Genomic DNA, 15,289 nt, shown 5'->3' on the forward strand with positions numbered 1-15,289 from the left:
GGCGCGGGAGGAGGCGCGCGCGGCAGGAGGCGCGGGGGGCGCGGCGGGAGGGACGGGCGGGGTGGCCGGGGCGGGCGGCGTGCTCGCGGGGCCGGAGGTCGCCGCCTCCGCCGCCAGCCGCGCCTGCTCGGCCCGCAGCAGGGCCTCCTCGGCCTGGCGCTGCTTCTCCAGGCGGCGCTCCTCCGCCTCGGCCCGCAGCCGGGCCTCCTCCTCGGCCTGGCGGCGGCGCCGCTCCTCCTCGGCGGCGCGGGCGCGGTCCTCGGCCTCGATGCGCTTGCGCTCCTCCTCGGCGCGCCGGCGGGCGTCCTCGGCCCGCTTGCGGGCCTCCTCCGCCTGCCGCTCGGCCTCGCGCTGCCGGGCCTCCTCCAGCTCGCGGCGCTTGCGCTCCTCCTCCTCGGCGCGCGCCTTGGCGAGCGCTTCCTGCCGCTCGCGCTCCAGCCGCTCCTCCTCCGCCTTGCGGCGGGCCTCCTCCTCGGCCTTGCGACGCGCCTCTTCCTCGGCCTTGCGGCGCGCCTCCTCCTGGGCCTTCACCTCCGCCTCGGACAGCGGCAGCATCCGGTCCAGGCGGTGGCGGACGGCGGCGGTGACGGCCTCCGGCAGCTGGCCGGCGTCCACGACGAGGTAGCGGGCCGGGTCGGCCGCCGCGAGGGTCAGGAATCCGGCCCGTACCCGCTGGTGGAACTCGGCGGGCTCGGACTCGAGCCGGTCCGGGGCCTCGGTGAAGCGCTCCCGCGCGGTCTCCGGCGAGACGTCGAGCAGCACCGTCAGGTGCGGCACGAGGCCGCCGGTGGCCCAGCGCGAGATGCGGGCGATCTCGGTGGGGGCGAGGTCGCGGCCGGCGCCCTGGTAGGCGACGGAGGAGTCGATGTAGCGGTCCGAGATGACGACGGCGCCGCGCTCCAGCGCCGGGCGGACCACCGTGTCGACGTGCTCGGCGCGGTCGGCCGCGTACAGCAGCGCCTCCGCGCGGTGCGAGATCCCGGCCGAGGAGACGTCCAGCAGGATGGAGCGGAGCCGCTTGCCGATGGCGGTCGCGCCGGGCTCCCGGGTCACCACGACCTCGTGGCCCTTGGCCCTGATCCACTCCGCGAGCGCCTCGACCTGGGTGGTCTTGCCCGCCCCGTCGCCGCCTTCGACGACGATGAAGAAGCCGGTCGGGGCCGGGGCCTCCACGGGGTCGGCGCCGCGCAGCGCCTCGCGCAGGTCGTGCCGCAGCGGCACGCCCTGGCGGTCGTCGGTCTTGCCGAGGACGAGGGCGGCGACCGGCAGCAGCAGCGCGCCGACGAGCATCAGGGTGAAGGCCGCGCCGCCGTGGGCGAAGACGAAGTCGCCGCTGCCCAGCCGGTGCGGCCCGATCACGGCGGCCAGCAGCGGGGCGACGACCGCGCCGAGCCCGACCAGGACGCGGACGACGGCGTGCAGGTGCTCGGTCGTACGGGTCCGGCGGGAGTCCTCGCTCTCCTGGTCGAGCAGGGTGTGGCCGATGTTGGCGGCGACCCCCGCCGAGACCCCCGCGACCACGGCGATCAGCATCACGGTCGTGGTGTCGTGGACCAGGCCCGCGACCAGCAGCGCGAGGCCGGTCAGGGCGATCGCCAGCGCGAGCAGGCGGCGCCGCGACAGGCCGGGCAGGACCTTGGGAGCCCAGCGGATGCCGACGGCCGGGCCGCCGGTGAGGGCCAGCACGAGCAGCGAGAAGCCGACCGGCCCGCCGCCGAGGTCGGCCGCCTGGAGGGCGGCCACGCCGACGGCGGCGGCGATCGCGGCCGCGACGGCGCCGCAGGCCAGGACCAGCAGCGGGACGGCGCCGGTGCGGCCCTTGTCGGGGCCGGAGCCCGACGCGGCACGCGGGCGGCGCAGCCCCTCGAGCGGGGAGCGCGCGCGGGGGGCCTGCGCGCCGGGCAGCTCGACGAAGTACAGGATCGACAGGGAGGCGGAGAAGAGCCCCGCGCCCAGGTACGAGCCCAGGGCCGCCTGGTGGAGGTCGAACCACGCGACGCCGGTGGCCAGCAGCCGGGCGACCAGCATGGCGGCGAGCAGCGCGGCCGCGGCGAGGGGCAGCGCCACGAAGCCCGTACGGAGCCACAGCCGGCGCAGCGCGTCGAGGTGGTCCGGCAGCGGGCGGACGGCCGCGCCCTCGGCGGGCGGGGCCGGGAGCAGCCCGGGCGCGGCGCCGTCCTTGGCCACGGTCCACAGCCGCTCGGCGACGCCGACGACGAAGGTGGTGATGAGCAGCCAGGCGACGGCGTCGTCGGGGGTCCAGTCGATCCACAGCGGGGCGACGACGAGCAGCGCCAGCCGTACCGCGTCCGCGCCGATCATGGTCCAGCGGCGGTCCAGCGGGCCCGGCGGCCCGACCAGCGCGGACAGCGGGCCGAGCAGCACCGCCCCGAACAGCAGCGTCGCCAGGAGCCGCACGCCGAGGACCGCCGCGACGGCGAGCGCCGCGCCGCGGTAGCCGTCGCCGAAGGCGCCGGTGGTGACGGACGCCTGCAGCGACAGGAGGACGAGCACCAGGACGGCCAGCGCGTCCGCCGTGCCACCGACGAGGCCCGCGCTCCACAGGCGGCGCAGGGGCGGATGGCGCAGCAGGGCTCGTACGGCTCGCTCGCGGGAGTCCGCGGCAAGGGCGCCGGATGTGGGGGTCACGTCCGTAGGCTGCTCTCGCGTCATCCCGCCAGCCTATCCGGATCGCGTGAACCCACGGCCACCCGCCCGAACAAACGGGCGGGCGTCCGCGCGGTTCCGCCGGGTTCGCCCGGCCTCGGCCGCCCGGTTCAGTCGGTCTCGGCCGCCGGCTTGCCGGCCGCCTTGGCAGCCGTCGCCGTCTTCTTCGCCGCGGTCTTCTTGGCCGCGGTCGTCTTCTTGGCGGCGGTCTTCTTGGCGGTCGTGGTCTTCTTCGCCGCCGTCTTCTTGGCCGTGGTGGTCTTCTTCGCCGCCTTCTTGGCGGTCTTCTTGGCCGGGCCCTTGGCGCGCTTCTCGGCGAGCAGCTCGAAGCCGCGCTCCGGGGTGATCGTCTCGACGTCGTCGTCGCGGCGCAGGGTCGCGTTGGTCTCGCCGTCGGTGACGTACGGGCCGAAGCGGCCGTCCTTGACCACGACCGGCCGCTCGCTGACCGGGTCGGTGCCCAGCTCCTTCAGCGGCGGCTTGGCCGCGGCCCGGCCGCGCTGCTTGGGCTGCGCGTAGATCGCGAGCGCCTCGTCGAGCGTGATCGTGAAGAGCTGCTCCTCGCTGTCGAGCGACCGCGAGTCCGTGCCCTTCTTCAGATACGGGCCGTAGCGGCCGTTCTGCGCGGTGATCTCGACGCCCTCTGGGTCGGTGCCGACCACGCGCGGCAGCGACATCAGCCGCAGCGCGTCCTCGAGGGTGACCGTGTCGAGCGACATCGACTTGAAGAGCGAGGCGGTGCGCGGCTTGACCGCGTTCTTGCCGGTCTTCGGGGTGTCCTCGGGGAGCACCTCGGTGACGTACGGGCCGTAGCGGCCGGCCTTGGCGACGATCTTGCGGCCGGTCTGCGGGTCCGTGCCGAGCTCGAAGTCGCCGCTCGGCTTGGCGAGCAGCTCCTCCGCGTAGGCGACGGTCAGCTCGTCCGGCGGCAGGTCGTCGGGGACGTCGGCCCGCTGCCCGGTCTCGCCCTCGGCCTCGGTCACCCGCTGGACGTACGGGCCGTAGCGGCCGACCCGCAGCACGATCCCGTCGCCCACCGGGAAGGAGGAGATCTCCCGGGCGTCGATCGCGCCGAGGTCGGTGACCAGGTCCTTCAGGCCGCCGAGGTGGTCGCCGTCGCCGTTCCCGGCCTCGGCCGCGACTCCCACGGCGCCGGGCGCCGCGCCACCCTCGGCGCCGGGCGCGGTGGCGCTCTCGCCGAAGTAGAAGCGCTTGAGCCACGGCACCGCCTGGGCCTCGCCGCGCGCGATGCGGTCGAGGTCGTCCTCCATCTTGGCGGTGAAGTCGTAGTCGACCAGTCGGCCGAAGTGCTTCTCCAGCAGGTTGACGACGGCGAAGCTCAGGAAGGACGGGACCAGTGCGGTGCCCTTCTTGAAGACGTAGCCGCGGTCCAGGATGGTGCCGATGATCGAGGCGTACGTCGAGGGGCGGCCGATCTCGCGCTCTTCGAGCTCCTTGACCAGCGAGGCCTCGGTGTAGCGGGCCGGGGGCTTGGTGGCGTGGCCGTCGGCGGTGATCTCCTCGGCGGCCAGCCGGTCGCCCTCGGCGACCTGCGGCAGGCGCCGCTCGCGGTCGTCGAGCTCGGCGTTCGGGTCGTCGGCGCCCTCCACGTAGGCCTTCATGAAGCCGTGGAAGGTGATCGTCTTGCCGGAGGCGGAGAACTCGGCGTCCCGGCCGTCGCTCGCCCGGCCGCCGATCTTGACGGTGACGGAGTTGCCGACCGCGTCCTTCATCTGGGAGGCGACGGTCCGCTTCCAGATCAGCTCGTACAGCCGGAACTGGTCGCCGGTCAGGCCGGTCTCCGCCGGGGTGCGGAAGCGGTCCCCGGAGGGGCGGATGGCCTCGTGGGCCTCCTGGGCGTTCTTGACCTTGCCCGCGTAGGAGCGCGGCCTGTCCGGCAGGTAGTCGGCCCCGTACAGCTGGGTGACCTGCGCCCGGGCCGCCGCCACCGCCGTCTCGGACAGCGTGGTGGAGTCGGTACGCATATAGGTGATGAAGCCGTTCTCGTACAGCTTCTGCGCCACCTGCATGGTCGCCTTGGCGCCGAAGCCGAGCTTGCGGCTGGCCTCCTGCTGGAGGGTGGTGGTGCGGAACGGGGCGTACGGCGAGCGGCGGTACGGCTTGGACTCGACGGAGCGGACCGTGAAGGCGGCGCCCTCGAGGGCCACGGCCAGCCCGCGGGCCCCGGCCTCGTCCAGGTGGAGGACCTGGGCGCCGCCCTTGAGCTGCCCGGTCGAGGTGAAGTCGCGGCCCTGGGCGACCCGGCGGCCGTCGACGGCGGTCAGCCGGGCGCCGAAGGTGCCGGGGTCGCTGGTGTCACCGGCCCGGCCGGTCGCGAAGACGCCGGTCAGGTCCCAGTACTCGGCGGAGCGGAAGGCGATGCGCTCGCGCTCGCGCTCGACCACCAGGCGGGTGGCCACCGACTGGACGCGGCCCGCGGACAGACCGCGCATGACCTTCTTCCACAGGACCGGCGAGACCTCGTAGCCGTAGAGCCGGTCGAGGATGCGGCGGGTCTCCTGGGCGTCGACCAGCCGCTGGTTCAGCTCGCGCGGATTGGCGACGGCCGCGCGGATCGCGTCCTTGGTGATCTCGTGGAAGACCATCCGGCGGACCGGGACCTTGGGCTTGAGCACCTCCTGGAGGTGCCAGGCGATGGCCTCGCCCTCGCGGTCCTCATCGGTGGCCAGGAAGAGCTCGTCCGAATCGGCGAGCAGCTCCTTGAGCTTCCTGACCTGGCTCTTCTTGTCGGCGTTGACGACATAGACGGGCTGGAAGTCGTGTTCGACGTCCACTCCGAGGCGGCGTACCTCCCCGGTGTACTGGTCGGGCACCTCGGCCGCACCGTTCGGCAGGTCCCGGATGTGCCCGACGCTGGCTTCGACCACGTAGCCCGGGCCGAGATAGCCCTTGATCGTCTTCGCCTTGGCAGGCGACTCGACGATGACGAGTCGGCGGCCGCCCTGTGCGGTCTCGCTGGTCGGGGACAACTTTCGCTCTTCTCTCCGGTCGACGCTCGGTGAACGGGCACTGCTACGCGGGTTACGCGTCCACGCACACCACTACGGTGACGCTGCGGAGTGTGACGGTACCTCCCGGCCCCGTGTCAAACGGAAAAAGCCCGCAACGCCACTCGAACGGTAACCCGACAAGCGTCCTGTCTGCCGCCCGGACCGACACTCGGCGCCGCGCGGGGGCCCTGTCAGGCGTAAAGAAGGCACCAGATCCCGCCGCCCAGCGCGGCGGCGCCGAAGAGAACGGAGAGGACCGCCGAAGCGACCGGGCTCACATCGTGCGCGACCGGCGCGCGCAGCCGCGTTCGCGCCGCTGTCCACAGCAGCAGCGCGGCGCCGAACACGACGAATGCCGTACCGGCGAAGATCGCGGGTCCCCTCTCCATGGGGAGAGCGTGACACTCTCGGAAGGCGTCCGCGCGAACCCCGGGTGAACAGCGCGTCACCCACTGCTCCGGCCCTTCCGGCCATGATCACGCTCCGGCCTGGCAACTTCTTGCCATCCGGGTGGTGCGTGCGGCGCGGCGCGCGCTCCGGCGCACAACCCCTCCTCGTCTCCTAGCCGGTCTCCTCCCGCTCGTCCACCGGCCACAGGAAGCCCTGCTCGACCAGCAGCCGGATCGATTCCGGCGTGCGGTCCCGCAGCACCACCGGGTCCTCCCCGAGGAGCTGGGCGATCGCGTCCAGGATGCGGCCCGCGCTCAGCGTGCCGTCGCACACCCCCGCGAAGCCCGCGCCGACCGTGTCCACCTTCGTCGCGCGCCGCATGCCCCGGTTCTGACGGAGCACCACATGCTCCGGATCCTCCGCGCCCGGCAGTCCCACCTGCTCCTGGACCACCTCGTCGGCCAGCCGGAAGCGGGCCGCCAGCAGCGCCGCGTCGTCGTGGGTGCGCAGGAAGTCCTGCCGCCGGAAATGGGCCATGACCGCGTCGCCCAGCGGCTGCTCCACGGGGTGGGGCCACTCCTCCGCGGTCACCGCCGGGCGGTCGGCCCCGGATTTGCGCAGGGTGATCCAGCCGAACCCGACCGCCCTGGTCTTGCGGGCCTCGAACTCGTCCAGCCAGGCGTCGTACCGCGCGGCGTACTCGGCGGGCCCGGCGAGGTGGGCCCCGGCGTCCCGCAGCCACAGCTCGGCGTACTGCGTGATGTCCTGCACCTCGCGCTGCACGATCCACGCGTCGCAGCCGCCCGGCACCCAGGAGGCGACCCGCTCGCGCCAGTCCTCCCCCTCCACGTGCTGCCAGTTGGCCAGCACCTGGCACCAGCCGCCGTCGGCGAGGTGGTCGGCGGACCGCTGGACGAGGGTGCGGCACAGGTCGTCGCCGGACATCCCGCCGTCCCGGTAGACGAGCCGGTCCCCCTCGGAGGAGGGCGGCGAGATCACGAAGGGCGGATTGGAGACGATCAGGTCGTACGTCTCGCCGGCGACCGGCTCGAAGAGCGAGCCCTCGCGCAGATCGGGCTCCGCCGCGCCGGACAGGGCGAGGGTGAGCCGGGCGATGCGCAGGGCCCGCGGGTTGGGGTCCGTCGCGGTGACGGACGTGGCGTGGCGGGCGGCGTGCAGCGCCTGGATGCCGGATCCGGTGCCCAGGTCGAGGGCGCGCTCCACCGGGGCGCGGACCGTGAGACCGGCGAGGGTGGTGGACGCCCCGCCGACCCCGAGGACGAGCCCGGAGCGGTCCACGCCGCCCGGCGCGCCGCCGGGCCCGCCGATGCCCGCGGCACCGCCGACCGCACAGCCCAGGTCGGAGACGATCCACCAGTCCTCGCCCTGCGGGCCGCCGTACGGGCGCACGTCCACGCTCGCGCGCACCTCGTCGCCGTCGCGCACCAGCCAGCCGTCGGCCAGGCAGTCCTCGACGGGCAGGGCCGCGGCCGCCCGCCCGAACGCCACCGGGCGCTGCAGCAGGAAGAGCCGCACCAGCGTCTCCAGCGGGCCGCCGCCCCGCGTGGCGCGCAGGGCCGGGACGGTCTCGCCGCGCGCCAGGGCGGCGTAGGCGGGCGCGCCGAGCAGGTCCAGCAGGCCATCGGCGGTGAAGTCGGCGGCCAGCAGCGCGCCGCGCAGGCGGTCGACGCGCTCGGGGCCGGCGGGGCTGGGGAGGCGGTGCGTACTCACTCCCCCATTGTCGGGGGAACCACTGACAGCGGGCCCCTCGGGGAGCGACCAGCGGCGTACGGCGGCGGGGTTGTTTATGGGCGTGGGTTACGAGGGCGAGGCGGTGCTGGTGCCCTTGGGCTTCTGGCAGCCGGGCTGCTTGGCCATCGCCTTGCCGACCTTGCCCTCCTGCAGCTTCTTCAGGGCCTGGTCCCCCGAGCTGCTGAGCTTGTTGAGCTGGTCGGCGATGTCATTGAGCCCCGCGGCGAACTTCGCCTTGTCCGAGGTGTCGAGCTTGTCGACGGCCGTCTGGAGGTCCTTGTAAGCCTGGGAGGTCGAGTTCAGCTCCTTGACCGCCTGCTTCTGGATCTTCTCGCCGTTGTCGACAGGCGGGGGGCCCGCGTTCTGCACGGCCTTGCCGAGCGCCGCGTACGCCTCGGAGATGTCCTTGAACGCCTCGGAGTCCGTCTGCTGGAGCTTCTTGGAGTCCTGCTCGTCCGACGCCGCCTGGATCGAGGCGTTCGCGCTCTGGATCTTCTTCAGCTGTGGCTGCACCTCGTCGCAGACCGTCTTGGCCCAGTCGTTGGCCTCCTTGTCGCTTTCGCCCCCGCCGCCGCCGCAGCCGGTCAGCGCCACGACGAGTGCCGCACCGCCGGACAGTGCCGCCACAAGCTTCTTGTTCACCGGATTGGTCCCTTCCATGGCTCTTCTCGGCCCCGGAACATACACGGCCGAGCGGCCGGGGCCCTGGGTCGAGCGTCCCTTATGGATACTTCTGAAGCCATTTGAACCAAGCCAGGTGTGCTGTCCGCCTCATCGCGACGCCGCACGCCGGAGCGGGCGCGGGCCCACACGCCGAAGCGGGCGGGCAGGGTGCCGACACACCCCGCCCGCCCGCCGGTCGCGGGGCTCGCTCCCCGCCGGCTCGCGGCTGACTCCCCGGGTCAGGACATCACCGCGGCGTCGGCTGACTCGGCCACCCGTTCCGAGTTGCCCTCGTCACCCACCGCGATGCCGCGCCGCTTCGACACGTACACAGCCACGATGATGACCACCAGGGCCAGCGCGGCGATCCCGGCCCGCACGCCCGGGCTGGCGTTGTCGCCGTAGGAGAACTTGACGACCGCCGGGGCGATCAGCAGCGCCACCAGGTTCATGACCTTCAGCAGCGGGTTGATCGCGGGGCCCGCCGTGTCCTTGAACGGGTCGCCGACCGTGTCGCCGATCACCGTCGCCGCATGCGCCTCGCTTCCCTTGCCGCCGTGGTGGCCGTCCTCCACCAGCTTCTTCGCGTTGTCCCACGCGCCGCCGGAGTTCGCGAGGAAGACCGCCATCAGGGTCCCGGTGCCGATCGCGCCGGCCAGGAACGAGCCGAGCGCGCCCACCCCGAGGGTGAAGCCGACCGCGATCGGCGCCATCACGGCGAGCAGCCCGGGCGTGGCGAGCTCGCGCAGCGCGTCCTTCGTGCAGATGTCCACGACCCGCCCGTACTCGGGCTTCTCGCTGTAGTCCATGATCCCGGGCTTCTCGCGGAACTGCCGCCGCACCTCGAAGACCACCGAGCCCGCGGAGCGCGACACCGCGTTGATCGCCAGCCCCGAGAAGAGGAAGACGACGGCGGCGCCGAGCACCAGCCCGACGAGGTTGTTCGGCTGCGAGATGTCCAGGCTCAGGCCCGTCTTCCCGGCCACGGTCGTGTGCACATCACGGACCGCCTCGGCGATGGCGTCGCGGTACGAGCCGAAGAGCGCGGAGGCGGCGAGCACCGCCGTCGCGATGGCGATCCCCTTGGTGATCGCCTTGGTGGTGTTGCCGACCGCGTCGAGGTCCGTGAGCACCTGCGCGCCCGCGCCCTCCACATCGCCGGACATCTCGGCGATGCCCTGGGCGTTGTCGGAGACCGGGCCGAAGGTGTCCATCGCGACGATGACGCCCACGGTGGTGAGCAGACCCGTGCCGGCCAGCGCGACCGCGAACAGCGCCAGCATGATCGAACTGCCGCCGAGCAGAAACGCCCCGTAGACGCTGAGGCCGATCAGCACCGCCGAGTACACCGCGGACTCCAGCCCGACCGAGATCCCGGAGAGCACCACGGTCGCGGGGCCGGTCAGGGACGTCTTGCCGATGTCCCGCACCGGCCGCCGGGTGGTCTCGGTGAAGTAGCCGGTGAGCTGCTGGATGAGCGCGGCGAGCACGATGCCGATGGCGACGGCGACGAGCGCCAGCACGCGCGGGTCCCCGCCGTGGCCGAGGATCTCCGGGTCGGTGACGCCGTCCAGGTCGGCGTAGCTGGACGGCAGATAGGCGAAGACGGCCCCCGCCACCAGCGCCATCGAGATCACCGCGGAGATGAAGAAGCCGCGGTTGATCGCGGACATGCCGCTGCGGTCGGAGCGCCGCGGGGCCACCGCGAAGATGCCGATCATGGCGGTGACCACGCCGATGGCCGGGACCAGCAGCGGGAAGGCCAGGCCGGAGTCGCCGAAGGCGACCTTGCCGAGGATCAGCGCGGCGACGAGGGTCACCGCGTACGACTCGAACAGGTCCGCCGCCATGCCGGCGCAGTCCCCGACGTTGTCGCCGACATTGTCCGCGATGGTCGCGGCGTTGCGCGGGTCGTCCTCGGGAATGCCCTTTTCCACCTTGCCGACGAGGTCGGCGCCGACGTCGGCGGCCTTGGTGAAGATGCCGCCACCGACCCGCATGAACATGGCGATCAGGGCCGCGCCGAGGCCGAAGCCCTCGAGCACCTTGGGCGCGTCGGCGGCATAGACCAGCACCACGCAGGACGCGCCGAGCAGGCCGAGACCGACGGTGAACATGCCGACCACACCGCCGGTGCGGAAAGCGATCTTCATGGCCTTGTGCGAGACGGCCGTCAGATCGACGCCCGCCGCGCCGGCGGTGGATGCCGGGCCGCCGGACGCGCCCGAGGACGGGTCGGCGCCCGGGGTGGAAGACGGGCCGCTTCCATTCACGGGAGTGGCCCCGGACGGCTTGTCGGGTGTGGCCTCACGGGCGGCCGCGGCGACCCGCACATTGCTGCGCACCGCGAGCCACATCCCGATATAGCCGGTGGCCGCAGAGAATCCGGCGCCGATCAGAAAGAACACCGATCGCCCGATGCGCTGCGTCCAGTTGTCCGCCGGCAACAGCATGAGCAGGAAGAACACCACGACGGCGAATACGCCGAGAGTGCGCAGCTGCCGGGCCAGATAGGCATTCGCGCCTTCCTGGACCGCCGAGGCGATCTTCTTCATGGCGTCGGTGCCCTCGCCGGCCGCGAGTACTTGTCGTACCAGCACCACCGCGACCGCGAGTGCCGCCACCGCGACCGCGGCGATCACCAGCACGATCACTCTGTTGTCGTCGGTCAGTTCTGCGGCGGCCAGGGTTGGGGGAAGGTCCAGTCGATGAGGGGTGAGTTGCCCCGCCATTCGTCCTCCTTGACGTTTGGCACATGGGCGCGCAGCAGTTCTGCGACCGCAGAAGAGCCGCCACGCTCAGGCGTCCTGAGCTCAAGATGTGGACGGATTGTAGGGAGCGCCACCAGATCAAAACAGGGCGCCGGAATAGGAATTCGCCTGCACCAGCGAAGATCAATAGGTTTCGGCCCCGGGAATTCCCCCGGATGAAGGAACGCGACTAAATCGCTGACGCATAGACAATGATCTCTATAAACGATCTCAGCGTCACATAAAACGATCTCAGCTCATATAAAAAAGCCCTGCTCAGCGCATGGCCAGAGCAGGGCGGAGCACCCTGCGCCGGCGTCCGCTTCGGACCCCGGCGCGAGCTGTGGAGCTACGGCAGGAGGGACTGGTTACGGCAGGAGCGACTGGGGGGCGGTGGGCCAGCTCATCCGGATCCGGCCACCGGTGTCGCTCGTCGTCACCTCGACGTCGTCGACAAGCCCGCTGATGACCGCGAGCCCCATCTCGTCCTCACCCTCGGCCGCCGGCTCCTCGTCCACGTCGGGATGGGAGCCGGGCGTCAGCCCGGCGGTTGTCGGCGTCTCGTCGCCGACCTCGATGGAGAACTTCTTCTCCTCGTCGGTCAGGACCACCCGCACCGGGGCCTCCACCCCATGGCTCAGGTGCAGCCCGACCGCGCGCGTGCACGCCTCTCCGACCGCGAGCCTCACCTCGTCGAGCACGGCCTCGTCCACCCCGGCCCGACGCGCCACGGCCGCCGCCACCAGGCGTGCGGTTCTGACGTGCTCGGGCAGCGCGCTGAAGCGGAGTTCGACGGTGGCCATGCCATCCCCCTCGGGCGTATGGGCGTGCATCTCAGGGGCCGGGCGGACCCGCCCGGTGCCCCCTCGTTCTTCCGGTGGGACTGATCAGTCGGTCGCCGCTACGGCGTCGTCGACCGAGGTGTGGATCGGGAACACCTTGGTCAGACCGGTGATACGGAAGATCTTGAGAATGCGCTCCTGGTTGCAGACCAGGCGCAGTGAGCCCTCATGGGCACGCACTCGCTTGAGCCCACCGACGAGCACGCCGAGCCCGGTGGAGTCGAGGAAGTCGACGCCCTCCATGTCGACGACCAGGTGGTAGTTACCGTCGTTGACAAGCTCGACCAGCTGCTCGCGCAGCTTGGGCGCGGTGTATACATCAATCTCGCCACCGACCTCGACGACCGTGCGGTCGCCAACGGTCCGGGTCGACAGGGACAGGTCCACGGATCCTCCAGCACCTTGCATCGAGCGGTCGCCCCCCATGGATCGGCAGCCGCGATGGCATTCAATCACTTACCAGCAGGCGCGCACGACGCCTTGAGCCCATTGTCCGTCAGACCAGTGACAGACTCGGTGTCGATGGCCCACAACCAACTCCCGCGGCAGGCGGGCATACGCACCTCACCCCGCACCGTCCTCGGGCGGCTCACCACGGGGGCGGGCAGGGCTGCGCGCATCACTCATACGGAGCACTTGCCCCCGCGTCCGGGGACCCATGCCGATTGGCCTCACCAGATCCGGCCGGAAGTCGCGGGCGCCATCCAAGCGGCCGGAATCGAGCGCCCGTGGGCCCACCAGGCGCGTACGGCCGAACACGCGCTGCGAGGCGAATCGGTGGTCGTCGCCACAGGCACCGCCTCGGGCAAGTCCCTGGCCTATCTGGCCCCCGTCCTCAGCGCCCTCCTGGACGGCTCGGAGGAGCCCAGCGGGCGGGGCACGACCGCCCTCTACCTCTCCCCCACCAAGGCCCTGGCCGCCGACCAGCGGCGCGCGGTGGCCGACCTGGCGGCGCCGCTGGGCACCGGCATCCGGGCGGCGGTGTACGACGGGGACACCCCGGTCGAGGAGCGGGAGTGGGTCCGCCAGTACGCGAACTACGTGCTCACCAACCCCGACATGCTGCACCGCGGCATCCTGCCCGGCCACCCCAGGTGGTCCTCCTTCCTGCGCGCGCTGCGCTATGTCGTCATCGACGAGTGCCACACCTACCGCGGCGTCTTCGGCTCCCATGTGGCCCAGGTACTGCGCAGACTGCGCCGCGTCTGCGCCCGCTACGGCTCCTCCCCCGTCTTCCTGCTCGCCTCCGCCACCGCCGCCGACCCGGCCGTCGCGGCCTCCCGGCTGACCGGGCTCCCCGTCGTGGAGATCACCGAGGACTCCTCGCCCCGGGGCGAGGTGGTCTTCGCCCTGTGGGAGCCGCCGCTGACCGAGCTGCACGGCGAGCAGGGCGCCCCGGTCCGCCGCACCGCCACCGCGGAGTCCGCGGACCTGCTCACCGACCTGGCCGTCCAGGGCGTCCGCACGGTCGCCTTCGTACGCTCCCGGCGCGGCGCCGAGCTCATCGCCCTGATCGCCCAGGAGCGGCTCGCCGAGGTCGACCGGTCCCTGGCGGGCCGGGTCGCCGCCTACCGCGGCGGCTATCTCCCGGAGGAGCGCCGCGCCCTGGAGCGCGCCCTGCACTCCGGCGACCTCCTCGGGCTCGCCGCCACCACCGCCCTGGAGCTCGGCATGGACGTGGCCGGGCTGGACGCCGTCGTCCTCGCCGGATACCCGGGCACCCGCGCCTCCGTCTGGCAGCAGGCGGGGCGGGCCGGGCGCGCCGGCCAGGGCGCGCTGGCGATCCTCGTCGCCCGGGACGACCCGCTGGACACCTACCTCGTCCACCACCCCGAGGCCCTCTTCCAGCAGCCGGTGGAGTCCACCGTGCTGGACCCGGACAATCCGTACGTCCTCGCGCCCCACCTCTGCGCCGCCGCCGCCGAGCTGCCGCTGACCGAGGCGGACCTGGAGCTCTTCGGCCCCGCCACCGACGAGCTGATGCCCCAGCTGGAACAGCGCAGACTGCTCCGCCGCCGGGCGACCGGCTGGCACTGGACCCGCCGTGAGCGCGCCGCCGACCTCACCGACATCCGCGGCGAGGGCGGGCGACCGGTGCAGGTGGTGGAGGCGGCGACGGGGCGGCTGCTGGGCACCGTGGACGCCTCCGCCGCCCACGCCACCGTCCACGAGGGCGCCGTCCACCTCCACCAGGGCCGCAGCTACCTCGTCAAACAGCTCGACCTCGAGGACTCGGTCGCGCTCGTGGAGGAGGCCAGCCCGCCGTATTCGACCACCGCCCGCGACACGACGGCGATCTCCATCCTGGAGACCACCACCGAGGTCCCATGGGGCGACGCCCGGCTGTGCTTCGGCTCGGTCGAGGTCACCAACCAGGTCGTCTCCTTCCTGCGCCGCAAACTGATCAGCGGTGAGGTCCTCGGCGAGTCCAGGCTCGACCTCCCGCCCCGTACGCTGCGCACCCGGGCCGTGTGGTGGACGGTCACCGACGACCAGCTGGAGGACGCCCGCGTCCCCCCGGAGGCTCTCGGCGGCGCCCTGCACGCCGCCGAGCACGCCTCCATCGGCATGCTGCCGCTGTTCGCGACCTGCGACCGCTGGGACATCGGCGGGGTCTCCGTCCCGCTGCACCCCGACACGCTCCTCCCGACCGTGTTCGTCTACGACGGCCACCCCGGCGGCGCGGGCTTCGCCGAGCGCGCCTTCCACACCGCCGCCCGCTGGCTCACGGCCACCCGCGAGGCGATCGCCGCCTGTGAGTGCGAGTCCGGCTGTCCGTCCTGCATCCAGTCACCCAAGTGCGGCAACGGCAACGACCCGCTCGACAAGAAGGCCGCCATCCGCCTCCTGGCCACACTCCTGGCCAAGGCCCCGCCCCATCCGACCGACGCCTGACCACGGCGCCTCCCGAGGCGTCGCTCAGGGCGCGACGCTCAGCGGGTCGGGGCCCCGACCCGGCCGGGTCCCGGTGGGGCGGCGGGCCCGGGCGGGGCGGCGGGCCCTGCCGAGTCCGCTGCCGACGGGCCGGCGGCTGTCGGGACCGCTCCTGACGGGTTCGCCGCTGTCGGGTCCGCACATGGGGTCTGCTCCTGACGGGTCGGCGGCTGGCAGGTCCGCTCCTGACGGGTCGGCGGCTAGATGAGTGAGTCCGATGTTCTCAGTGGTCGTAGGCGATCAGGGATCGTTTGATCTTGGCGCCGGTGGTCCGGTCCAG

At 72.7% G+C, this 15,289-nt stretch carries 9 protein-coding genes; 1 reads left to right on the top strand and 8 read right to left on the bottom strand.

Annotated features, from left to right (window positions below; all coding sequences use genetic code 11):
- The 8 genes from tmk to bldG all read right to left on the bottom strand — a co-directional run.
- Positions 1–2,673, bottom strand: a 2,673-nt coding sequence (gene tmk / locus BBH68_RS11825) for a dTMP kinase (protein WP_065961506.1), incomplete at its 3' end; no start/stop codon positions are given.
- Positions 2,674–2,777: 104 nt separating this feature from the next.
- Positions 2,778–5,657: a type I DNA topoisomerase gene (gene topA / locus BBH68_RS11830; protein WP_065961488.1), complete on the bottom strand. Its 2,880-nt coding sequence runs from the start codon at positions 5,655–5,657 to the stop codon at positions 2,778–2,780.
- 212 nt (positions 5,658–5,869) lie between these two features.
- On the bottom strand, positions 5,870–6,067 hold the full coding sequence (locus tag BBH68_RS11835) for a hypothetical protein (protein ID WP_065961490.1): 198 nt from the start codon (positions 6,065–6,067) through the stop codon (positions 5,870–5,872).
- A 172-nt stretch (positions 6,068–6,239) separates the two neighbouring features.
- Complete coding sequence (locus tag BBH68_RS11840; RefSeq protein WP_065961493.1) at positions 6,240–7,799, bottom strand: DUF7059 domain-containing protein; 1,560 nt, start codon at positions 7,797–7,799, stop codon at positions 6,240–6,242.
- Positions 7,800–7,886: 87 nt separating this feature from the next.
- Positions 7,887–8,480 carry a small secreted protein gene (locus tag BBH68_RS11845; RefSeq protein ID WP_076970955.1) on the bottom strand — a complete coding sequence of 198 codons (594 nt, stop codon included), beginning with the start codon at positions 8,478–8,480 and terminating at the stop codon, positions 7,887–7,889.
- A 242-nt stretch (positions 8,481–8,722) separates the two neighbouring features.
- Positions 8,723–11,215: a sodium-translocating pyrophosphatase gene (locus tag BBH68_RS11850; RefSeq protein WP_065961498.1), complete on the bottom strand. Its 2,493-nt coding sequence runs from the start codon at positions 11,213–11,215 to the stop codon at positions 8,723–8,725.
- A 386-nt stretch (positions 11,216–11,601) separates the two neighbouring features.
- On the bottom strand, positions 11,602–12,036 hold the full coding sequence (locus BBH68_RS11855) for an ATP-binding protein (protein ID WP_065961501.1): 435 nt from the start codon (positions 12,034–12,036) through the stop codon (positions 11,602–11,604).
- A gap of 84 nt (positions 12,037–12,120) precedes the next feature.
- Positions 12,121–12,462 (bottom strand): anti-sigma factor antagonist BldG, encoded by a 342-nt coding sequence (gene bldG / locus BBH68_RS11860; protein ID WP_014178436.1) that lies wholly within the window; start codon positions 12,460–12,462, stop codon positions 12,121–12,123.
- A gap of 54 nt (positions 12,463–12,516) precedes the next feature.
- Between bldG and BBH68_RS11865 the strand changes: the two genes are divergently transcribed.
- Positions 12,517–14,970, top strand: a complete 2,454-nt coding sequence (locus BBH68_RS11865; RefSeq protein WP_076970954.1) for a DEAD/DEAH box helicase — start codon at positions 12,517–12,519, stop codon at positions 14,968–14,970.
- Positions 14,971–15,289 lie beyond the last annotated feature (319 nt).

The sequence above is a fragment of the Streptomyces sparsogenes genome, assembly GCF_001704635.1.
GTDB classification, from domain to species: Bacteria; Actinomycetota; Actinomycetes; order Streptomycetales; family Streptomycetaceae; genus Streptomyces; species Streptomyces sparsogenes.